Here is a 21868-nt window from a genome sequence, read left to right on the forward strand (position 1 = left end):
TATAAATGAATATTGAGATTAAAAAGTCAATAAAACCAATAAAATACAAGGATGCAATAAAATTCCTTGAGGAAAGATTGTTGGAGATAAACAGTGGTCAAAAAGAGGATTTAATGTGGATATTAGAACATGAAGAGGTTTATTCAGCTGGTACTAGTTATAAAGAAAAAGAAATTCTTAATAAAGATATAAATCTAATAAAAACAAATCGTGGAGGAAAAATTACCTATCATGGTCCTGGTCAAATGATTTGTTATTTTGTTATAGATTTAAAAAAAAGAAAAAAGGATATTAGGAAATTTATAACTTTAATTGAAAAGACAATTATTGACAGCTTATCAAAATTTAACATTAAAACGTTTGGTGATCCAAAAAATATTGGTATTTGGACTGACCATAAAGGTGAAATTACCAAAGTTGCAGCAATAGGTGTAAGGGTAAGTAAGTGGATAGCTTATCATGGATTTGCAATAAATATTAATAATGATCTTTCAAAATATAAAAACATTATTCCATGTGGTATTTCAGATAAAGGTGTAATCAATCTTAAAGAAATTAAAGACCAAGACTATAAGGATTTAGATAAGATTATTATTGATACGTTTTCTAAGAATTTGGAAATCTAAGTCTTTTTGTTTTCAAGAGTTTTTTAAAATAATCTGGTAACAATGCGGTATAGGTATATTTTTTATCATTAATCATAAATTTAATTTGGTATGAATGAAGCATTAAATTTTTATTTATTGCTTTATCGGTATTACTAAATTTATATTTTTGATCCCCGTAGATTGGGCACCCTACAGCGTAAAGCTGTTTTCTTAATTGATGCTTTCTTCCTGTAATCGGCTTCATTTCAACAAGACTACATATAGAATTTTTATCTAATACTTTATAAAGAGTTCTGGCTTTTTCAACCACCTCCCTATCATTGTCATATCTAGTTAAATCATCATTCCATTCACCGGAGTCTTTCTGCAATTCTCCATGACATATAGCTAAGTAAGTTTTGTGAACTTTTCTAAGTCTAAATAAAGAGGTTAATAACTGGGCAGACTCTCTATGCTTCGCCATAATAAAAACTCCAGATGTATCTTTATCAAGTCTATGTACAGAAAATGGTTTTGTGTCTTGAAAAATTTCACTACGAGCGAATATATCTACAAGATTTTTTTTAGATTTAGTTCCACCTTGAACTGATATACCAGAGCTTTTATTAAGAACAATGAAATCATCATTGTTATCAATTATTAATTCTTCATTCTCTTTAATAACCTCTTCCGAAGGCACAAATTTAATTGTTTTTTGAACAATTGTTTCTTTAAAATCAAAATTAAATAAATCTATAATGTCACCTGTCTTTACTTTATGAGAACTTTTTATTTTTTTACTATTAATTTTAACTTTTCCACTCTTTAAACTTTTTTCAATTAGGCCTTGTGGGTAATTACCTAAGTTGTTTCGTATCCATCTGTCGATACGCATATCGTTAAACGTTGAGTCAACGTTAAAAGACTTTTTCATGATGATATGATTTTATATAAAGAATTAAGCAGTAGCTAATTTTTTCTCTTCTGTTTTATCTTTTGCTGGATCTTTTTTCTTTCTATCCACTCTTTTTGCTTCAACATCTCTATCTACAAATTCAATTACAGCCATAGGCGCATTATCACCATATCTAAAGCCAGCTTTAATGATTCTGGTATAACCACCATTTCTTGCTACATATCTTTTTGATAAAGTTTTTTTAACTTTATTTGTAGATGTTATGTCTTGCAACTTAGACATTAACATTTTGGTAGTTTGAAGAGTTTCTTTTTTTCCTAATGTTATGATTTTGTCAGCTTGAGGTTTTAAGAATTTAGCTTTTGGAAGTGTTGTAGTTATCTGCTCATATTTTATTAAAGAATTAAGCATATTCTTTAATAAAGCTTTTCTATGTTCAGAAGTTCTATTTAACTTCTTATTAGCCATTCCATGTCTCATTAGATTTGCTCCTCTAACTTTTTAGACATTTCAGCTATATTTTCTGGTGGCCAATTTGGTATTTCCATACCTAAATATAAAGACATACCAGTTAAAACTTCTTTTATTTCATTAAGTGATTTTCTTCCAAAGTTAGGTGTTCTAAGCATTTCACCTTCTGACTTTTGAACTAAATCTCCAATGTAAATGATATTATCATTTTTAAGACAATTCATAGAACGCACAGATAATTCAAGCTCATCAACTTTTCTCAATAAATTCTTATTGAATTCAGGCTCAGAAGAAACTTCTTTTACAGGTACTTCAACAGGTTCGTCAAAATTAACAAACATATTTAGTTGATCTTGGAAAATTCTTGCAGAATAAGCAACTGCATCTTCAGCAGAAATAGATCCATTAGTTTCAACTTCCATAGTTAATTTATCATAATCCAATGCTTTCCCTTCTCTTGCGGTGCTTATAGAGTATGAAACCTTCTTAACTGGACTATACAAAGAATCTATAGCAATTAACCCTAAAGGTGGCTCTTCTGGCTTATTCATCACTGCTGGTACGTATCCCTTACCTGTTCCAACATTCATCTCCATGTGGAAATGTGTATTTTCATCCAAATTACAAATAACTAAATCAGGATTTAAAATTTCAATATCAGTAACTGGCACTATGTCAGAAGCTTTGATTTCTCCAGGACCTTTAGCATCTAAAATAAGTTTTTTAGTACCATCCGAAGAGCTTTTTAAAGCTAATGATTTAACGTTTAAAACTATGTCAGTAACATCTTCTCTAACACCTTTGATCGATGTAAATTCATGTAAAACACCATCAATTTGAATTGAAGTTACAGCAGCACCTCTTATTGATGAAAGTAAAATTCTTCTTAAAGAATTACCTAAAGTTAGGCCGTATCCTTTTTCTAAAGGTTCAGCGATAATTTTTGCATGTGATTTGTCATCACTAATTTTAACATCTAATTGAGCTGGTTTAATTAATGCTTTCCAATTTTTAGCATTTACATTTAAACTTTCCATTTATTAAACTCTCCTTTTCTTTGGTGGTCTTACGCCGTTATGTGGCATTGGTGTAGTATCTTTTATTGAAAGAATCTTAAATCCTTTCGCTTGCAAAGCTCTTAATGCGGTTTCTCTTCCTGAACCAGGTCCTTTGACTTGCACAGTTAATGTTTTCATTCCATATTCTAAAGCTTTAGATGCAGCAGAATCTGCAGCAATTTGTGCAGCATACGGTGTTGATTTTCTTGAACCCTTAAAACCTTTTTGTCCAGCAGATGCCCAAGAAATTACATTCCCATTAGTATCTGCAATTGAAATTATTGTATTGTTAAAAGTAGACTGTACGTAAGCAATACCATTAAGAATGTTTTTTTTTATTTTCTTCTTTTTTGAATAAGAACTTTTCTTAGATTTTTTATCAACTTTTTTTTCTACAACAGCTTCTTTATTCTCAACTTTATCTACTTTAGCCATAAATTAATTATTTTTTAAGTGGAGTTAATTTTTTACCAGCAATTGCGATTGCTTTACCTTTTCTTGTTCTTGCATTACATCTTGTTCTTTGTCCTCTAACAGGAAGTTTTTTTCTGTGTCTAGATCCTCTATAACATGCAAGATCAATTAATCTTTTAATAGTTAAAGAATAATCTCTTCTAAGATCACCTTCTACTTTAAAGTTTGCATCAATATACTCTCTAATTTTTAAAATATCTTCATCTGTAAGTTCGTTGATTCTTTTTGCTTTGGGGATTTCTAAAGAAGTGCAAATTTGGTTGGAAAATTTATCACCTATACCATAGATGTACGTTAGTCCTATGAAGACGAGTTTATTTTGTGGAATGTTTACACCTGCTATACGAGCCATATTTTTTGAGAATAAATTTAGCCTTTTATATAAGAAGATGTTCCAAAGTCAATGTCTTAAACTGTAAGAATTTCATTAATTTTATTGGTTATTTGATCAATTTCACCTGCACCATCGATTTCAGTGAAATTTGAATTTTTTGAATAGAAATCTAATACTGGTTTTGTAGAGGACATATAAGTATCATATCTAGAGATAACAATATCGAGATTATCGTCTTTTCTTTTTTGTAAATGCTCAACACCACAAGGATGGAGCTCTATTTGGTCTTTATTAAAATATTCGTTTAACGTCATATTACATTTTTCACAAGTCATTCTGCCCATAATACGCTTTTCAATGATGTCTCTTGAGACATTTAAAAATATAGTGTGACCTATTGTTTGATTAAACTCTTTTAATATAATTTCCAAGTTAGTAGCTTGCTCAACATTTCTTGGATACCCGTCAAAAATAATTCTGTCTCTATATTTTAAATTAGTTAGAGATTGTCTCAATAAGGTATTTACAATTTCATCTGAAACGAATTTGCCATTAGATATCAACTTTTCAATATCATCTCCAAGTTCAGTTTTAGATTTAATCTCATCTCTTAATAAGTTTCCTGTTGATAATTGAAAGTAATTATGTTTTTTAACAATAGATTGAGCTTGAGTCCCCTTGCCTGCACCTGGAGGACCAAAAAGAATTATATTCACTTAGTTATTTTCCGAATTTTGTTTTTTTAACTAATTGCTCATATTGAGAGCTCATCAATCTAGTTTGGATTTGTGTAACGGTATCAATTGCAACTACAACAACAATTAAAATAGAAGTTCCACCTAGGTAAAAAGGTATTGGATAATTGGCAATTAAAAATTCTGGCATTAAACAAACTATTGTTAAATACAGAGCTCCAATTGTTGTAAGTTTTGTTACAATTTTATCAATATACAAAGCAGTGTTTTCACCCGGTCTAATCCCAGGAATAAAGCCACCATATTTTCTTAAATTATCAGCAGTCTCAGTTGGATTAAATGTTATCGATGTATAGAAAAAAGTAAAAAATATTATTCCAGAAGCGTATAGTAACATGTAAAGGGGTTGCCCCTGTGTAAAGTATGAACTTAAGTTTAAGAATGTGTCATTGTCTGAAAAACTAAAATTAGAAAAAGTTACAGGTAATAGCAATAAAGCTGAAGCAAAAATTGCCGGTATAACACCAGCTTGGTTAATTTTTAAGGGTAAATGAGAAGATTCACCACCATACATTTTATTTCCCATTTGTCTTTTGGGATAGTTTATTAAAATTTTTCTTAATGCTCTTTCCATAAATACAATGAACATTATTGTTGCAACTAATAATACAAAAATTCCAATAATCATAATTGTAGAAACCGCACCCGTTCTACCAAGTTCAAATGTAGTAACTAAAGCACGTGGAATTTCAGCAACAATACCAGCAAAAATAATCAATGAAATACCATTACCAATTCCTCTCTGTGTTATTTGTTCACCAAGCCACATTAAAAACATTGTACCAGCGACAATGGTCGAGACTGCTGTTATGGTAAAAAATGACCCTGGATTAATAACTAAGTCAGGAGAAGATTGTAAACCTATAGACAATCCATAACCCTGAACAGTAGCAAGTAACACCGTTCCATACCTTGTGATCTGAGTGATTTTTGCTCTTCCAGTTTCACCTTGTGCCTTTAAATTTTTAAAATAATCAGATACGCCAGTTAATAACTGAACTATAATTGAAGATGAAATATACGGCATGATCCCAAGTGCAAATATGGCCATTCTACTTACAGCACCACCTGAAAAGACGTTAAACATTCCAAGTAATCCTTTTTGATTACCGCTCATCATTGTTTGTAATTGTTCAGGATCAATACCTGGAATTGGTACAAAAGTACCAAATCTATAAACTGCTAGGATAAAAATTGTAAAGATTATTCGATTTTTAAGATCATTAGTTTGAGAAGATGCACTCATAATATCTTAATTATTTTTTTAATTGTATTGTGCCGCCTGCTTTTTCTAATTTAACTACAGCAGCTTTTGATATTAGATCAGCTTCAATGTTAACCTTATCTTTAATGTCTCCTGTACCTAGTATTTTTAATTTTTGAGAATTCTTGTTAATTAATTTCAATTTTATAAGCAAAGCCATGTTTATTACATCACCCGAATTAATAGTTTTTTCATCGATGTACGATTGAATTTTTTCTAAATTCATTATTGCTATTACGGCTTGGTATCTCTTAATTGCATTAAATCCTCTTTTAGGTAATCTTCTATATAAAGGCATTTGACCACCCTCAAAAGCTTTGATAGCAACACCAGATCTAGATTTTTGACCCTTAACTCCTCTTCCAGAAGTTTTGCCTTTTCCAGAACCGATACCTCTACCAACTCTCATTTTTTTTTTATATAAAACTTTTCCAGTAGTATTTAATGTGCTCATTATCCTCTTTTTTCAATTACGTCAGAAATTTTCTTATTTCTAATTGTTGCTATATGTTTTGGTGAGTTTTGTTTTGAAAGAGCCTTCATTGTGGCTCTTATCATGTTATGAGGGTTTGATGTTCCCATTGATTTAGCAACTATATCTTTAATTCCTAAAACTTCACAAACTGCTCTTACAGGACCTCCAGCAATAATACCAGTTCCTTTTGGAGCTGATCTTAAAATAATTTTACCTGCTCCATCCTTACCATAAACATCATGGTGTATAGTTCTACCCTCTCTTAAAGGTATATGAATTAATTTTCTTCTAGCAGTTTCATTTGCTTTTTTAATTGCGTCTGGAACTTGTTTAGCTTTAGCATGGGCTATACCAATTTTACCTGCTTGATTTCCCACAACAACTAGTGCTGAAAAACCAAATCTACGTCCACCTTTTACAACTTTAGTAATTCTATTAATGTGAACTAATTTTTCTAAAATTCCATCGTCAATTTTGTTTTTAAAGTCCATAATTAAAATTCCATTCCATTTTTACGTAATGTTTCAGCAAATGCCTTAACTCTACCGTGATATTTATAAACACCTCTATCAAAATAGATTTTAGTTATCTTTTTTTCTACAGCTTTTTTTGCTAATTTTTCAGCAACAATTTTAGAGATATCTGTTTTATTAACTTTGCTCATAGCTTTAATATCTTTTTCGATTGAAGAGGAAGAAACTAGAGTGATATTTTTTATATCATCAATTATTTGAGCAGATATATTTTTTGAAGATCTTGAAATACTTAATCTTAATCTATCAGGAGAAGAAACTTTTTTTACTTTATTAGTTACTCTAAACTTTTTTCTTTCAATTGCATTTAATTTCATTATTTTTTCTTTCCTTCTTTTCTTAATATATACTGTCCTTTTTCTCTAATCCCTTTACCTTTGTAAGGCTCAGGTTTTCTAAAAGATTTGATCACAGAACAAACCATACCAACTTGTTGTTTGTCAGATCCACTAACTTTAACAGTTGTTTGTTTTTCAACAACAATCTTAATACCCTCTGGTATATCAAAATTTATGTCATGACTATAACCAAGCTGTAGATTTAATTGTTTTTCTTTTAGCGCAGCTCTATAACCAACACCAACTAACTCTAATATTTTTTCATATCCAGTACTAGAGCCAATAACAGCGTTGTTTATTAAACTTCTATTCATTCCCCATAGTCTTTTTGAATTTTGGTCAACTTTTTTTGGTTTGATTGATATTTCTTTTCCTTCAGTAATATCGACATTAAACATTTCTAAATCAACATTAAGAGATTTTTTCCCTAATGGTCCTTCAATATTAAGCACACTACCGGATAGCACAGCTTTAACTTTTTCAGGAATAGAAATATTTATTTTACCAATTTTAGACATTAAAATACCTTACAAATTATTTCGCCACCAACTTTTTGCTTTCTAGCATCAACATCGGTCATCACACCTTTTGGAGTAGAAACTATTGCCACACCAAGCCCACCATTAATTTTCGGTAAACTGTCAGCACTTGAAAAAATTCTTCTTCCTGGCTTTGATACTCTTTCAAATGTACTAATAACCGGATTTCCTGAATAATATTTTAGATCTATAGATAAAACTGGTTTTTTATCTTCAGTATCAATTTTATATTCTTTAATAAAACCTTCATTTTTTAATATATCTGCAATTTTTACTTTAAAGTTAGAAGAAGGCAGTGTAACTTTTTTGTGATTTCTCACTAAAGCATTTTTTATTCTTGCGATCATATCCCCAATTGGGTCACTTAAACTCATATATTCCTTTCTACCAGCTCGCCTTCGTCATACCTGGAATTAATCCATGCAATCCTAAGTCTCTTAAGGCTATTCTTGATATTTTTAATTTTCTGTAAACACCATGTGGTCTTCCAGTAATTTGGCACCTATTCATCACTCTATTTTTTGCTGAATTTCTAGGTAAATTAGATAATTTTTGTTGTGCTTTAAACCTTTCTTCAAGGGAAATTTTCTTATCCATAATAATTTTTTTTAAAGCTGATCTTTTTTTAAACAATCTATCTGAAAGTTTAATCCTTTTATCATTTTTTTGAACTGCACTTACTTTAGCCATTTTTAATTATCTCCTTTTTTAATAAATGGAAAATTTAGTTTTTCCAAAAGTGCAAAACTGTGATCTTTGTTCATAGCAGCAATTACAATCACTACATCAAGACCTCTAATTTTGTCTATTCTGTCAAAATTAACTTCAGGAAAAATAATATGCTCTTTAATTCCAAAAGTGTAATTACCAAATTTATCAAAACCTTTAGGTGATAGGCCTCTAAAATCTTTAATTCTAGGTAACGCAATGTTAACTAATCTATCAATAAATTCATACATCTTGTTGCCTCTTAAAGTAACTTTTAGACCTGCATTGGTACCTTTTCTTGTTTTAAAATTGGCAACAGATTTCTTAAATTTTGTAACTGTAGGTTTTTGTCCTGTAATTTTTCCTAGATCCTCTTCAGTAGATTTCATAATCTTAGCGTCAGCACCATCTAGACCTAAACCCATATTAATAACAACTTTAAGTACTTTTGGTCCTTGAAAGGTATTTTTAAATCCTAACTGCTCCTTAAGCGCAGGTTGAATTTCTTTATAATAGTGTTCTTTTAATCTTGGTGTCATTATTTTTTAACCTCAGTTTTTTTTATTTTTTCTTTTGCATCAATAAGTGCAAGGTTTGAAATATGAATAAAACTTTCTTTAGAAATAATTCCACCTTTTTTTTCTTTTGTAGTTTTTACATGTTTTTTCACAATATTAATTCCTTGAACTTTTGCCCTGTTGTTCGGTCTGTCTATTTCAATAACTTCACCTTCTTTTTTTTTATCTCTTCCAGTTAATACTTTTACTTTAGAACCTTTTTTAATCATTTATAATACCTCGGGGGCTAATGAAATTATTTTCATTTGACCTCTACTTCTTAATTCTCTTGTAACAGGTCCAAAAATTCTAGTTCCAACTGGTTCACCTTTATCATCAACCAACACTGCTGCATTGTTATCAAATTTAACTTTTGAACCATCATCTCTATGAATTCCATATTTAACACGAACCACAACAGCTTTGTGTACAGAACCTTTTTTAACTTTACCTTTTGGTATCGCTTCTTTTACAGCAACAACGATTGTGTCACCAATGCTAGCATATCTACGTTTTGATCCACCTAGCACTTTAATACATTCAATTCTTTTTGCACCAGTATTATCTGCAACTAACATTTCAGTTTGTACCTGTATCATTTAGAACCATCCATTACTTGAAATTTTTTATTTTTTGAAAATGGTTTACATTCAATAATCGAAACCTTATCTCCAGTTTTAAACTTATTATTTTCATCATGCGCATTATATTTTTTTTGAACTTTAACAACTTTTTTTAGCACAGGATGTGAATATTTTCTCTCTACTGCTACAGTAATAGTTTTATTAGGCTTATCACTAGTGACTACTCCAGTTAGTATTTTTTTAGGCATTTAATTTTCCTTTTAGTATAGTTTTTAACCTTGCTATCGTTTTTTTTGTTTGTCCAATTTTTGAAGGATCTTTAATTTCAGAATTAATTCTTTGAAATCTAAAATTAAATAAATCTTTTTTCAATTTATCTATATTTTTTAAAACTTCGTCTTTAGATAATTTTTTTATTTCTTGTATTTTCATATTATGCAAATCTTTTTATAAACTTAGTTTTAATAGGTAATTTAGCTGATGCTTTATAAAGAGCTTCTTTGGCAATTGCTTCAGAAACACCGTCAATTTCAAATAAAATTCTACCAGGTTTAACTCTACATGCCCAATATTCAGGAGCACCCTTACCTTTACCCATTCTTACTTCAACAGGTTTTTTTGAAACTGGAATATTTGGAAAAATTCTTGTCCAAACACGTCCTTGTCTTTTCATATGTCTGGTTAAAGCGACCCTAGCAGCTTCAATTTGTTTACCAATAATTCTTTCAGGAGCCATAGCTTTTAAAGCAAAAGATCCATAGTTAATCTTTGCAGCACGTGTAGCTGTGCCATGAATTCTACCTTTATGAGCTTTTCTATATTTTGTCCTTACCGGCTGTAACATAATTACTCTTTAACCTCTTTAGGTTTAACTTTATTTGTTTCCTGGCTAAATTCTCTTGCAAAAACTTCACCTTTAAAAATCCAAACTTTAATTCCAATAATTCCAAATGTTGTTAAAGCCTCTGCTTCATCATAATCAATATCTGCTCTTAATGTGTGAGCAGGAATACTACCTTCTCTCAACCACTCTGTTCTTGCGATTTCGTTACCACCAAGTCTACCGCTTATTGCAACCTTAATTCCCTTGGCACCTAATCTCATACAAGACTGCATGGCTCTCTTCATTGCTCTTCTGTATGATATTCTTTTTACTAGTTGTTGTGCAATATTTTCGGCTACTAAAAAAGCATTAGTTTCAGGTTTTTTAACTTCTTTAATATTTAAAGATACTTCGTTGCTTGTAAATTTAGATAAATTATTTTTAATTTTATCAATATCACTACCTTTTTTACCAATAACAAACCCTGGTCTTGAAGTGTAAATTGTAACAAAACATTTATTTGAAGTTCTCTCTATCATTACTTTTGATACACCAGAGTTAACTACGTTTTTCTTGATATAGGCTCTAATTTTAAAATCTTCAATTAGATAATTTCCAAAATCTTTCTTTTTAGCATACCAAACAGAGTCCCAACCTCTATTCACACCAAGTCTAAAACCTATTGGATTAACTTTTTGTCCCATGACTCTCCATTTGTTTTGCTTCTGATAATATAATTGTAATTGTTGAATATGGTTTTAAAATTGGTGCAGCTCTACCTTTTGCTCTAGGTCTAAATCTTTTCATAACAACTTTTTTTCCACAATAAGCTTCTTTAACAATTAATTTATCGATATCGTATTGATTGTTATTTTCAGCATTAGCAATAGCTGATGAGACAGTTTTTCTAATCTCTCTAGTTATTCTTTTTGCAGAAAATTGTAATTCTCTAATAGCAACATCAACTTTTTTTCCAACAATTGCCTTAAGAATTGGGTTAAGTTTTCTCACACTAGATCTAATATTATTATTTACTGATCTAACTGTATCTACTTTAATTCTATTAATTTTCTTTTTCTTATTCATGGTTATTTCTTAGCTGTTGCTGGTTTTGCCTTTTTATCTGCAGGTGTATGTCCAAAAAATGTTCTTGTTGGTGAAAACTCACCAAGTTTGTGTCCCACCATATCTTCAGAAATGGTAACGGGTATAAATTTTTTTCCATTATAAATCAAAAAGCTAACACCAATAAATTCTGGAATTATAGTTGATTTTCTTGACCAAGTTTTAATTGGCATTTTTTTGGGGTCTAATTTTTGTTTTTCAACTTTTTTAATCAAGCTCTCTTCAACAAAAGGACCTTTCCATACTGATCTAGCCATTATTTTTTAGTATCCTTTCTTTTATTTCTTCTTTTAACTATAAACTTATCTGTTCTTGCGTTTGTTCTTGTTTTTAATCCTTTTGCACCTTGGCCTGTCGGAGATACCGGATGTCTACCACCAGCACTTTTACCTTCACCACCACCGTGTGGGTGATCAACTGGATTCATCACAACTCCTCTTGTGTGAGGTCTTCTACCTAACCATCTTGATCTTCCAGCTTTACCAATTTTAATATTTTTTTGATCTGGATTTGACAAAACACCGATTGTTGCCATACATCTTGAATCTATTCTTCTAACTTCACCAGAGGTCATTTTAACTAATGAATAATTACCATCCAAACCACTTATAGTAACAGAAGTACCAGCAGATCTAGCTATTTTTCCACCACCACCTGGTTGTAATTCAACGTTATGCACGTTTACACCAACTGGAATGTCTCTTAACGGCATACAATTCCCAACTTTAATTTCTTTTGCAGAGCCATTTTCAACAACATCACCAACGTTAATTTTTTGAGGTGCTAAATAGTAAAAATGAGTTCCATCTTCAAACTTAATTAACATAATATAACATGATCTGTTTGGGTCATACTCGATACGCTCAACTGTACCAGGTACATCAAATTTTTTTCTATAAAAATCTACAAGTCTATACATTTTCTTATGCCCACCACCTGACATATTTCTAGAAGTGATATGACCATTGTTATTTCTTCCACGCATTGAATTTTTAGGCTCAACAAGCATTTTAAAAGGTTTGCCCTTCCATAGACCCGTTCTATCAACAAGAACAGTTCCTCTAGTAGATTTTGTATATGGTTTGAATGTTTTTAATGCCATTATTTAAATTCCTGTTGTTAGATCGATACTTTGACCTTTTTTTAGAGTTATAATTGCCTTTTTATATCCTTGAATATTTACTTTTTTCCCTCGTTTAACAACTTTTCTATTTTGCTTATTGATTATGTTAATTTTAATAACATTTACTTTAAAAATTTTTTCAATATTTTTTTTTAAATTAGTTTTGTTAGCTTCTCTTGGAACTTTAAATACAATTTTATTTTGCTCAGAAAGATTTGTTGTCTTTTCAGTTAGCATTGGTGATAAAATTTTATCATATAAATGTATCTTATCCATTTTAAGAATATCTCTTTTCTAGTTCTTTTATTGAACTTTCAGTAAATACAACTTTTTTAAATTTAATAATATCAAAAGCGCTAAAGTGATTTACATCAGTAACTTTGACATTTGGTATATTTCTCATTGATTTTTCAACTTTATCTTTTGAAATCTTATCTAGGATTATTAATGAATGAGTTAAATCAAATTTTTTAATAATTGAGTGCATTTCTTTAGTTTTCTTAATTTCAGTAGCAAAATCACTAAAAATTAATAAATTATTAAGTTTATTTTTTTCAGTAATCAATGATGCTACGCTTAATTTTTTCTCACTTTTGTTAAGTTTTCTTTTTTTATAAGCTAGTTGACCTTTTGGACCATGTGCTACACCACCACCAACAAATATAGGGGCTTTTCTACTGGCATGACGCGCTCCACCCGTTCCTTTTTGAGCATAAATCTTTGAAGTAGATCCAGCAATTTCATTCTGTTGTTTTGTTTTAGCGTGTCTACCTTTGTAGTTAGCATTAGTTTTGTATAAAACATTATCTACTAGTTTTTTATTTATTTTTGCTGAAAAAATTTTATCTAAAACTTCAATTGAGTCTTTTTTTCCATCTAAATTTATTTTATCAATTTTCATTATCTTTTCTTTTTATCGGGTATTTTTTTAGCTTCTTCAGCAGCTGCAATTTTCTCTTTAATGGTCATTTTTTTAATAACTTTTACTGACTGTTTAACTAATATTTCTGAATTTTTAGAACCAGGTATTGAACCTTTTACATACAATAATTCATTTTCTAAATCAGTTTTAATTATCTCTAAATTTAGCATGGTTCTAACTCTATCACCCATATGACCAGCCATTTTTTTTCCTTTAAAAACTTTACCAGGGTCTTGTCTTTGACCCGTTGAGCCATGAGATCTATGCGAAACAGAAACACCGTGTGTAGCTCTTAAACCACCAAAGTTGTGTCTTTTCATCGCTCCCGCAAAACCTTTTCCAATAGTTTTTGAAGTAGTGTCAACAAATTTGACTTCATTGAAAATTTCTAAACCAAATTCATTACCTTCTTTGTATGGCTCTGTATCTTTTACTCTAAATTCTTTTAATTTTTTCTTTGCTTCAGTATTTTTTTTAGCATACATGCCCTTCATTGCTTTTGTAAGTTTTGAGCTTTTAATGTTACCAAAACCTAATTGTATAGCTTTATATCCACGTTTATCTTCTTCAATCACGCTAATAACTCTAGCTTTTTCCATTTTAATTACTGTAACTGGAACTAAACGACCAGTATGGTAAAACTCCCTTGTCATACCTATTTTTTTTCCAACTAAAGCTATTTCAGTCATAATTAAATTTTTATCTCCACATCAACACCAGATGCTAAATCTAATTTCATTAAAGCTTCTACAGTTTGAGGTGTAGGTTCAATGATATCAATTAATCTTTTATGTGTTCTTGTTTCAAATTGCTCTCTACTTTTTTTATCAATATGAGGTCCTTTTAAAACTGTATATCTTTCAATTCTAGTTGGTAGTGGTATTGGCCCTTTAACTGTGGCACCTGTTCTCTTAACAGTGTTGACAATTTCTTCGGTAGAGGCGTCTAAGATCTTATTGTCGTAAGCTCTTAATTTAATTCTAATGTTTTGTTTTTCCATAATATTTATCCAGCAATCTTTTTAGTTACTTCATCCTGCACGTTTTGTGGGACTTTGGAGTAATGATCAAAGAACATTGAGTATTGAGCTCTTCCTTGAGACATTGATCTTAAGCTGTTTATATATCCAAACATATTCGCTAAAGGAACCATTGCAGTTATAACGGTCGCATTTCCTCTACTTTCTTGCTCACTTATTTGGCCTCTTCTACTATTTAAATCACCAATAACATCACCCATGTAATCTTCAGGAGTTACAACTTCAACTCTCATTACTGGCTCTAATAATTTCAATCCACCTCTAGTACAAGCTTCTTTAAAGCAAGCTCTACCAGCAAGTTCAAATGCAAGCACACTAGAGTCAACATCATGGTGTAATCCATCTAAAATTGTAACTTTGAAATCAATCATGGGAAATCCAGCCAGAATTCCACCGTCAGATATTGTTTCAATACCTTTCTCAACACCTGGAATAAACTCTTTAGGAATTGATCCACCTTTAATTTTGCTATCAACCTCTCTACCTTTGCCTGGTTCTTGAGGTTCTACTAAAAGTTTAACTTTTGCAAACTGTCCTGCACCACCACTTTGTTTTTTGTGTGTGTATTCAAACTCAGATGCGTTTTGAATAGTTTCACGGTAAGCAACCTGAGGTGCTCCAATATTTGCTTCAACATTAAATTCTCTTTTCATTCGATCAACAATAATATCTAAGTGTAATTCCCCCATACCTTTGATTATTGTTTGACCTGATTCTTCGTCTGAAGTTACTCTAAATGAAGGATCTTCTTTTGCTAATCTAGCTAAAGCTTCACCCATTTTTTCTTGGTCAGCTTTTGTTTTAGGTTCAACTGCAATTTCAATTACTGGCTCAGGAAACTCCATTGGCTCAAGTAAAACTGGGTTAGCCTCATCACATAAAGTGTGACCAGTTATTGTATATTTAAGACCAGCTAATGCAACGATATCACCAGCATTCGCTTCTTTAATATCTTCTCTAGAATTTGCATGCATTAAAAGCATTCTGCCAACTCTTTCCTCTTTTTCTTTTGAGGTATTATAAACTGCAGTTCCAGTTTTAATTGTTCCAGAATAAATTCTTATAAAAGTTAATGATCCAACAAAGGGATCGTTCGCAACTTTAAAAGCTAAAGCTGAAAAACCAGCTCCATCATCAAATTTCATTTCCTTAATATCTTCGGTTCCTGGTATCGTTCCATTAATTGAACCAATATCAATTGGGCTTGGTAAATAATTAATAACAGCATCAAGTAAAGGTTGAACACCTTTGTTTTTAAATGCTGAACCAGTAGTGATTGGAACAAAACTAAAGTTTAGAGTTCCTTTTCTTATACATTTAATTAAATCTTCTTCTTTAATTTCTTCACCATTTAAATAACTTTCCATTAATTTTTCATCTTGCTCTACTGCAGTTTCAACAAGTTCAGTTCTGTATTTTTGAGAAATCTCTTTTAAATTATCTGGAATCTCTTTGTATTCCCACTCTGCACCTAAGGCCTCATTTTTCCAAACCTGGGCTTTCATTTTCACTAAATCAACAACACCAACTAAATCTGCCTCCATACCAATTGGAACTTGTATAACTAAAGGTTTGCAACCAAGTCTATCTCTAATCATATCTACACATCTGTAAAAGTCTGCACCAGTTCTGTCTAATTTATTTACAAAACAAATTCTTGGAACTTTATATTTATCAGCTTGCCTCCATACTGTTTCTGATTGAGGCTCAACACCTGCAACACCATCAAAAACACATACAGCACCATCTAAAACTTTTAATGATCTTTCAACTTCAATAGTAAAATCTACGTGACCAGGAGTATCAATAATATTAATTCTATGATCGTTCCAGAAACAAGTAGTTGCAGCAGAGGTAATTGTAATTCCTCTTTCTTGTTCTTGCTCCATCCAATCCATTGTTGCTGCACCATCATGAACTTCACCAATTTTGTGACTTTTTCCAGTGTAATACAAAATTCTTTCAGTAGTAGTGGTTTTACCAGCATCAATATGAGCCATAATTCCGATATTACGATATGTGTCTAATGTATTAATTCTAGCCATAATTTTTTACCACCTAAAATGAGCGAAAGCCTTATTCGACTCAGCCATTTTATGTACATCTTCTCTTTTTTTAACTGCTGATCCTTTTTTTTCATACGCATCATACAGTTCATTAAAAATTTTATCAGACATATGTTTGTCTTTTCTTTTTCTTGAAGCATCAACTAGCCATCTAATCGCAAGTGCTTGAGCTCTGTTAGATTTTACTTCAACAGGAACTTGATAGGTTGCACCACCAACTCTACGAGATCTAACTTCAACAGTAGGTTTGATATTATTTATTGCTTCATTAAAAACATTAATTGGCTCTTCTTTAGTTTTTGATTTAATTTTTTCAATTGCTTCATAAACAATTTTCTCAGCAACAACTTTTTTTCCATCGTACATAATAGAATTAATTAATTTAGGAATAATAGTAGATTTAAATATTGGGTCTGGGGTGACAACTTTTTTTGGTTGTGTTTTTTTTCTAGACATAATTATTTACCTTTTTTAGTTCCATATAAAGATCTACGTTTCTTTCTACCTGCTACAGCTTGAGTATCTAAATTTCCTCTAAGAATGTGATAACGAACACCAGGTAAATCTTTAACACGACCACCTCTAATTAAAACTACTGAGTGTTCTTGAAGATTGTGACCTTCACCACCGATGTAAGCTGTGACTTCAAAACCATTTGAAAGTCTAACTCTTGCAACTTTTCTTAATGCAGAATTCGGTTTTTTAGGAGTTGTTGTGTAAACTTTAAGACACACACCTCTTTTTAAAGGTTGTTTTTCAAGTGCAGGAACTTTATTTCTTGCAACTGGTCTAGTTCTTTTCTTTCTTAACAACTGGTTAATAGTTGGCATAAATTTTTTTAATTAATTAATTAATTTATTTTTGAATGAAAATAACTGACAGGTTATTTTGTGGCAGCGTTTAGTTCCATAAAGTAGGTACTACATTCCAACCAAAAACAGCGTCAAAATACTATTAAATCTCTGATTGTCAAACTAAAACTACAAGTTAAACGTGTTTTTTTTATTAATTTGCAGGAGTTTCTGTAGCTTCTAAAGGCTCAATTTTTTCTTGCTCAGCTAAAAATTTATTGTCAGCTGCAATAGCATTTTCATTCCATTTGTTCTTGATATGACCAGTTCCAGCTGGAACCAATCTACCAACAATAACATTCTCTTTTAAGCCATTTAAAGGGTCAACTTTACCTTTGATCGCAGCATCGGTTAAAACTCTTGTAGTTTCTTGGAATGAAGCAGCAGAAATAAATGACTCTGTTTGAAGTGAAGCTTTAGTAATACCCATTAAAACTCTTTCACCAGATGCAGGATTTTTTCCCTCAGCAACTAGTTTTTCATTTGCATTATCAAACTTAATTCTGTCAATCATTTCACCAGGTAAGTAAGACGAATCACCTGACTGTTTGATCTCAACTTTTTTAAGCATTTGTCTTAATATTGTTTCAATGTGTTTGTCGTTAATTACCACACCTTGTAATCTATAAACTTCTTGAACTTGATTAACAAAATATTCTGTTAAATCTTTAATGCCTAAAATTCTCAAAATATCATGAGGTAAAGGCTGACCATCTAATAGGTACTCACCTTTTTTAATTTTCTCACCTTGGTTAAAATTGATATGTTTACCTTTGGGTATTAAATAATTTGAAGGTTCTCCATCATCTGGTTGAATTGAAATTTTTTGTTTACCTCTAACTTCTTTGCCAAATAACACTTGTCCATCATTCTCAGCAATAATTGCACTATCTTTTGCTTTTCTAGCTTCAAATAATTCAGCTACACGTGGCAATCCTCCAGTAATATCTTTTGTTTTAGTTGTTTCTTTTGGAAGTCTTGCGATTATATCACCAGCAAATATTTTTTGACCATCTTTAACAGAAAGAATTGAATCAGGAACTAAATAGTATCTCGCTTCATTGTCATCTGCTTTTTTAATAACATTACCCTTCTCATCTCTTAAGGTAATTCTTGGTTTTAAATCTGTGTTTTTAGATTGCGCTCTCCAATCAACAACTGATTTAGAAGAAATTCCAGTAGCATCATCAGTTGTCTCTTGAATAGAAACACCATCGATTAAATCTACATACCCAGCAATACCACTTTTTTCTGCAATAACTGGAGTTGTATAAGGATCCCACTCACAAATTTTTTCATTAGCTTTTATTTTATCACCATTTTGGAAAAATAATTTTGATCCATAAGCAACTTTATAAATTGCAACTTGAACGCCATTATTATCTTCAATTGATAGTTGAGTATTTCTTCCCATAACAATTAGATTTTTCTTAGAATCTTCTAATAAATTAGTGTTAATAATTTTCAAAGTACCTGCAGATTTTGTAACAATTTCAGACTCTTGCTTAACAGAAGCGGTACCACCAACGTGGAAAGTTCTCATTGTCAACTGCGTACCTGGTTCACCAATAGATTGGGCTGAAATCATACCAATTGCTTCACCAACGTGAACCATTTTTCCTCTAGATAGATCTCTTCCATAACAAGTAGCACAAACACCAATTTTAGAACTACAAGTCATAACTGAATAAGCTTTGATGAATTTAACACCAGCTGCATCAATTTTATCACAACCTGATTCGTCAATCATAGTTTCTTTTTTAATAACTACTTCACCAGTAATAGGATTTTTTACATCAAAAGCTGTAACTCTACCAAGCGCTCTTTCTGATAAACTAACAACTACATTTCCACCTTCTAAAATTTCTGCTAACTCAATAAACCCTGGATTATCACATTTAATTTTTGAAATTGTAAGGTCTTGAGCTACATCACAAAGTCTTCTAGTTAAATAACCTGAGCTTGCAGTCTTTAGGGCTGTATCAGCTAAACCTTTTCTGGCTCCGTGCGTTGAATTGAAATATTCTAAAGCAGTTAAACCTTCTTTAAAGTTAGAAATAATAGGAGTTTCAATAATTTCACCAGATGGTTTTGCAATAAGGCCTCTCATACCAGCCAACTGTTTCATTTGAGCAGCTGAACCCCTGGCTCCACTATCTGCCATCATAAATACTGAGTTAATCTTCATGCCATCAGGAGTACTTTCAGTAGCCGAAATACCTCTCATCATTTCACCAGCTACTTTGTCAGTACATTTTGACCAAGCATCAACTACTTTGTTGTATTTCTCACCTCTAGTAATTAAACCTTCTGAATATTGATTTTCATAATCAGCAATTAATTTTTTAGTATCATCAATCAATTTTCCTTTGTTTGCAGGAATAACCAAATCATCTTTACCAAAAGAAATACCTGCTTTAAATGCATGTTTGAATCCTAAATCTTTTAAATGATCACAAAAAATAACTGTAGTTTTCTGACCACAAAATCTGAAAACACTATCAATAATTTCTGAAACAGTTTTTTTAGGAAGCAGTCTATCAATCATTGAAAAAGTAATATCTTTATTTTTTGGTAATAAATTAGCTAATAAAAATCTTCCAGCAGTTGTTGTATGTTTTTCAACTTTTTTGTTACCTTTCTCATCAAGTGTTTCGAACCTTGAAACAATAGTAGAGTGTACTTTTATCTGACCCGTTGATAAAGCATGTTCAATTTCATCATTATTTATAAAATAACCATCTGGCTTTTCAGTTTGAAAAGGTGCTTGAGATAAATAGTATAAACCTAAAATCATATCCTGGCTTGGTACTATGATAGGTTTTCCATTTGATGGACTTAAAATATTGTTCGTCGAAAGCATTAAAATTCTAGCTTCTAGTTGAGCCTCTAAACTTAGAGGAACGTGAACAGCCATTTGGTCACCATCAAAGTCAGCATTAAAGGCTGCACAACATAATGGGTGTAGTTCAATTGCATCTCCCTCAATTAACTTAGGTTCAAAAGCTTGAACTCCTAGTCTGTGAAGCGTTGGTGCACGGTTTAATAATACTGGGTGCTCTCTTACAATAAGTTCTAACGCATCCCAAACAGCATTAGTTTCTTTTTCTACTAATTTTTTTGCTTGTTTAATTGTAGAAGCTAATCCTAATTTATTTAATCTAGCATACAAAAATGGTTTAAATAATTCTAAAGCCATTTTCTTAGGTAAGCCACACTCATGAAGTTTAAGGTCTGGACCTACAACAATTACAGATCTTCCTGAGTAATCAACTCTTTTTCCTAATAAGTTTTGTCTAAATCTACCTTGCTTACCTTTAAGCATCTCTGCTAAAGATTTAAGTGGACGTTTACCGGTTCCAGTAATTACTCTTCCTCTACGACCATTATCAAATAAAGCATCAACAGACTCTTGAAGCATTCTTTTTTCATTTCTAACAATAATGTCAGGAGCTTTTAGATCCATTAATCTCTTAAGACGATTATTTCTGTTTATAACTCTTCTATAAAGATCGTTAAGATCAGATGTTGCAAATCTTCCACCATCTAATGGAACTAGGGGTCTTAGTTCGGGTGGTATAACTGGTATCACTGTTAAAATCATCCATTCTGGCTTTTGACCAGTTTCTATAAATGACTCGATCAGCTTAAGTCTTTTTATGGATCTTTCTTCATTAACTTTTGATTTTGTTTCTTTAATTGTATTGATTAAAAGCTTTCTTTCCAGGTCAAGATCCATTGACTTTAGAATTGATAAAATTGCTTCAGCTCCTATACCAGCTTCAAATGATTCTTCACCAAACTCATCCTGGTATTTAGCTAATTCTTCTTCGTTAAGTAATTGATTTTTTTGAAGACCTGTTAAGCCAGGCTCAATAACTATGAAGTTTTCAAAATAAAGAACTCTTTCAACTTCTTTTAGCTTCATGTCAACCGCTAATGAAATTCTACTAGGTAATGATTTTAAAAACCAAATATGTGCAACAGGAGTAGCTAGATTTATATGACCCATTCTCTCTCTTCTTACATTTGATTTTGTTACTTCAACTCCACATTTTTCACAAATAATCCCTCTAAACTTCATACGTTTGTATTTCCCACACAAACATTCGTAATCTTTTATCGGTCCAAAAATTCTAGCACAAAATAAACCATCTTTTTCTGGTCTAAAAGTTCTGTAGTTAATAGTTTCAGGTTTTTTAATTTCACCATATGTCCATGATTTAATTTTTTCAGGACTGGCTAGAGTAATTTTAATGCTGCTAAAATTTTGAGCTTCAGAAACTTCACTATTTTTAAATAAGTCTGTTAATTCTTTTTTCATGT

Annotated in this window: 32 protein-coding genes; 1 reads left to right on the forward strand and 31 read right to left on the reverse strand. The window is 31.1% G+C overall.

Annotated elements, in window-relative coordinates; all coding sequences use genetic code 11:
- Nucleotides 1-5: 5 nt before the first annotated feature.
- Nucleotides 6-626, forward strand: a complete 621-nt coding sequence (gene lipB, locus ABXT72_RS03965; RefSeq protein WP_415277689.1) for a lipoyl(octanoyl) transferase LipB — start codon at nt 6-8, stop codon at nt 624-626.
- Here the strand turns inward: lipB and ABXT72_RS03970 are convergent.
- The 31 genes from ABXT72_RS03970 to rpoC all read right to left on the reverse strand — a co-directional run bounded on the left by ABXT72_RS03970 (nt 607) and on the right by rpoC (nt 21866).
- A complete protein-coding gene (locus ABXT72_RS03970; protein ID WP_271492395.1) occupies nt 607-1521 on the reverse strand; it encodes an RluA family pseudouridine synthase in 915 nt (304 codons plus the stop codon). The genes lipB and ABXT72_RS03970 overlap by 20 nt on opposite strands.
- A gap of 24 nt (nt 1522-1545) precedes the next feature.
- A complete protein-coding gene (gene rplQ, locus ABXT72_RS03975) occupies nt 1546-1983 on the reverse strand; it encodes a 50S ribosomal protein L17 (RefSeq protein ID WP_415277690.1) in 438 nt (145 codons plus the stop codon).
- The gene (locus ABXT72_RS03980; RefSeq protein WP_415277691.1) at nt 1983-3011 is read right to left on the reverse strand and encodes a DNA-directed RNA polymerase subunit alpha; all 1029 of its coding nucleotides are present in this window, start codon (nt 3009-3011) and stop codon (nt 1983-1985) included. The genes rplQ and ABXT72_RS03980 overlap by 1 nt, the downstream gene beginning before the upstream one ends.
- Nucleotides 3012-3014: 3 nt before the next feature.
- Nucleotides 3015-3467: a 30S ribosomal protein S11 gene (gene rpsK, locus ABXT72_RS03985; protein ID WP_415277692.1), complete on the reverse strand. Its 453-nt coding sequence runs from the start codon at nt 3465-3467 to the stop codon at nt 3015-3017.
- A gap of 7 nt (nt 3468-3474) precedes the next feature.
- Nucleotides 3475-3858 carry a 30S ribosomal protein S13 gene (rpsM, locus tag ABXT72_RS03990; RefSeq protein ID WP_415277693.1) on the reverse strand — a complete coding sequence of 128 codons (384 nt, stop codon included), beginning with the start codon at nt 3856-3858 and terminating at the stop codon, nt 3475-3477.
- A gap of 56 nt (nt 3859-3914) precedes the next feature.
- Complete coding sequence (locus ABXT72_RS03995) at nt 3915-4556, reverse strand: adenylate kinase (RefSeq protein WP_415277694.1); 642 nt, start codon at nt 4554-4556, stop codon at nt 3915-3917.
- A 4-nt stretch (nt 4557-4560) separates the two neighbouring features.
- Nucleotides 4561-5841 (reverse strand): preprotein translocase subunit SecY, encoded by a 1281-nt coding sequence (gene secY, locus ABXT72_RS04000; protein ID WP_415277695.1) that lies wholly within the window; start codon nt 5839-5841, stop codon nt 4561-4563.
- 10 nt (nt 5842-5851) lie between these two features.
- Entirely contained in the window at nt 5852-6313 is a 462-nt protein-coding gene (gene rplO, locus ABXT72_RS04005) for a 50S ribosomal protein L15 (RefSeq protein ID WP_415277696.1), read from the reverse strand.
- Nucleotides 6313-6825 (reverse strand): 30S ribosomal protein S5, encoded by a 513-nt coding sequence (gene rpsE / locus ABXT72_RS04010; RefSeq protein ID WP_271492404.1) that lies wholly within the window; start codon nt 6823-6825, stop codon nt 6313-6315. Before rpsE ends, rplO begins: the two co-directional genes overlap by 1 nt.
- Before the next feature lie 2 nt (nt 6826-6827).
- On the reverse strand, nt 6828-7184 hold the full coding sequence (gene rplR / locus ABXT72_RS04015) for a 50S ribosomal protein L18 (protein WP_415277697.1): 357 nt from the start codon (nt 7182-7184) through the stop codon (nt 6828-6830).
- Nucleotides 7184-7723: a 50S ribosomal protein L6 gene (gene rplF / locus ABXT72_RS04020; RefSeq protein ID WP_415277698.1), complete on the reverse strand. Its 540-nt coding sequence runs from the start codon at nt 7721-7723 to the stop codon at nt 7184-7186. The genes rplR and rplF overlap by 1 nt, the downstream gene beginning before the upstream one ends.
- Nucleotides 7723-8118 (reverse strand): 30S ribosomal protein S8, encoded by a 396-nt coding sequence (gene rpsH / locus ABXT72_RS04025; protein WP_415277699.1) that lies wholly within the window; start codon nt 8116-8118, stop codon nt 7723-7725. The genes rplF and rpsH overlap by 1 nt, the downstream gene beginning before the upstream one ends.
- 10 nt (nt 8119-8128) lie before the next feature.
- Entirely contained in the window at nt 8129-8434 is a 306-nt protein-coding gene (gene rpsN, locus ABXT72_RS04030) for a 30S ribosomal protein S14 (RefSeq protein WP_415277700.1), read from the reverse strand.
- Nucleotides 8435-8436: 2 nt separating this feature from the next.
- Entirely contained in the window at nt 8437-8991 is a 555-nt protein-coding gene (gene rplE / locus ABXT72_RS04035) for a 50S ribosomal protein L5 (protein WP_415277701.1), read from the reverse strand.
- Nucleotides 8991-9239 (reverse strand): 50S ribosomal protein L24, encoded by a 249-nt coding sequence (gene rplX, locus ABXT72_RS04040; RefSeq protein ID WP_415277702.1) that lies wholly within the window; start codon nt 9237-9239, stop codon nt 8991-8993. Before rplX ends, rplE begins: the two co-directional genes overlap by 1 nt.
- Nucleotides 9240-9608 (reverse strand): 50S ribosomal protein L14, encoded by a 369-nt coding sequence (rplN, locus tag ABXT72_RS04045; protein ID WP_271525609.1) that lies wholly within the window; start codon nt 9606-9608, stop codon nt 9240-9242. It lies immediately after the preceding gene.
- Nucleotides 9605-9841, reverse strand: a complete 237-nt coding sequence (gene rpsQ / locus ABXT72_RS04050) for a 30S ribosomal protein S17 (RefSeq protein WP_271492425.1) — start codon at nt 9839-9841, stop codon at nt 9605-9607. Before rpsQ ends, rplN begins: the two co-directional genes overlap by 4 nt.
- Complete coding sequence (gene rpmC, locus ABXT72_RS04055; RefSeq protein WP_415277703.1) at nt 9834-10025, reverse strand: 50S ribosomal protein L29; 192 nt, start codon at nt 10023-10025, stop codon at nt 9834-9836. The genes rpsQ and rpmC overlap by 8 nt, the downstream gene beginning before the upstream one ends.
- A 1-nt stretch (nt 10026) precedes the next feature.
- Entirely contained in the window at nt 10027-10437 is a 411-nt protein-coding gene (gene rplP, locus ABXT72_RS04060) for a 50S ribosomal protein L16 (RefSeq protein WP_271525610.1), read from the reverse strand.
- A 2-nt stretch (nt 10438-10439) separates the two neighbouring features.
- Entirely contained in the window at nt 10440-11120 is a 681-nt protein-coding gene (gene rpsC, locus ABXT72_RS04065) for a 30S ribosomal protein S3 (protein WP_415277704.1), read from the reverse strand.
- On the reverse strand, nt 11104-11502 hold the full coding sequence (gene rplV, locus ABXT72_RS04070) for a 50S ribosomal protein L22 (protein WP_271492435.1): 399 nt from the start codon (nt 11500-11502) through the stop codon (nt 11104-11106). Before rplV ends, rpsC begins: the two co-directional genes overlap by 17 nt.
- A gap of 2 nt (nt 11503-11504) precedes the next feature.
- Nucleotides 11505-11798 (reverse strand): 30S ribosomal protein S19, encoded by a 294-nt coding sequence (gene rpsS / locus ABXT72_RS04075; RefSeq protein WP_271492437.1) that lies wholly within the window; start codon nt 11796-11798, stop codon nt 11505-11507.
- The gene (gene rplB, locus ABXT72_RS04080; RefSeq protein ID WP_415271253.1) at nt 11798-12643 is read right to left on the reverse strand and encodes a 50S ribosomal protein L2; all 846 of its coding nucleotides are present in this window, start codon (nt 12641-12643) and stop codon (nt 11798-11800) included. The genes rpsS and rplB overlap by 1 nt, the downstream gene beginning before the upstream one ends.
- 3 nt (nt 12644-12646) lie before the next feature.
- Nucleotides 12647-12940: a 50S ribosomal protein L23 gene (gene rplW, locus ABXT72_RS04085; protein ID WP_271525613.1), complete on the reverse strand. Its 294-nt coding sequence runs from the start codon at nt 12938-12940 to the stop codon at nt 12647-12649.
- Between the two features lies 1 nt (nt 12941).
- Entirely contained in the window at nt 12942-13565 is a 624-nt protein-coding gene (gene rplD, locus ABXT72_RS04090) for a 50S ribosomal protein L4 (protein WP_415277705.1), read from the reverse strand.
- Nucleotides 13565-14275, reverse strand: coding sequence for a 50S ribosomal protein L3 (gene rplC, locus ABXT72_RS04095; RefSeq protein ID WP_415277706.1), 711 nt, complete (start codon nt 14273-14275; stop codon nt 13565-13567). Before rplC ends, rplD begins: the two co-directional genes overlap by 1 nt.
- Nucleotides 14276-14277: 2 nt before the next feature.
- Nucleotides 14278-14586: a 30S ribosomal protein S10 gene (gene rpsJ / locus ABXT72_RS04100; protein ID WP_415277707.1), complete on the reverse strand. Its 309-nt coding sequence runs from the start codon at nt 14584-14586 to the stop codon at nt 14278-14280.
- 5 nt (nt 14587-14591) lie between these two features.
- On the reverse strand, nt 14592-16670 hold the full coding sequence (gene fusA / locus ABXT72_RS04105; protein ID WP_271492962.1) for an elongation factor G: 2079 nt from the start codon (nt 16668-16670) through the stop codon (nt 14592-14594).
- A 6-nt stretch (nt 16671-16676) separates the two neighbouring features.
- Nucleotides 16677-17147, reverse strand: a complete 471-nt coding sequence (gene rpsG / locus ABXT72_RS04110) for a 30S ribosomal protein S7 (protein ID WP_415277708.1) — start codon at nt 17145-17147, stop codon at nt 16677-16679.
- A 2-nt stretch (nt 17148-17149) separates the two neighbouring features.
- A complete protein-coding gene (gene rpsL, locus ABXT72_RS04115) occupies nt 17150-17521 on the reverse strand; it encodes a 30S ribosomal protein S12 (protein WP_415277709.1) in 372 nt (123 codons plus the stop codon).
- Nucleotides 17522-17696: 175 nt separating this feature from the next.
- Nucleotides 17697-21866: a DNA-directed RNA polymerase subunit beta' gene (gene rpoC / locus ABXT72_RS04120; protein WP_415277710.1), complete on the reverse strand. Its 4170-nt coding sequence runs from the start codon at nt 21864-21866 to the stop codon at nt 17697-17699.
- Between the last annotated feature and the right edge of the window lie 2 nt (nt 21867-21868).

It is taken from the genome of Candidatus Pelagibacter sp. Uisw_094, assembly GCF_047729535.1.
Classification (GTDB): Bacteria; Pseudomonadota; Alphaproteobacteria; order Pelagibacterales; family Pelagibacteraceae; genus Pelagibacter.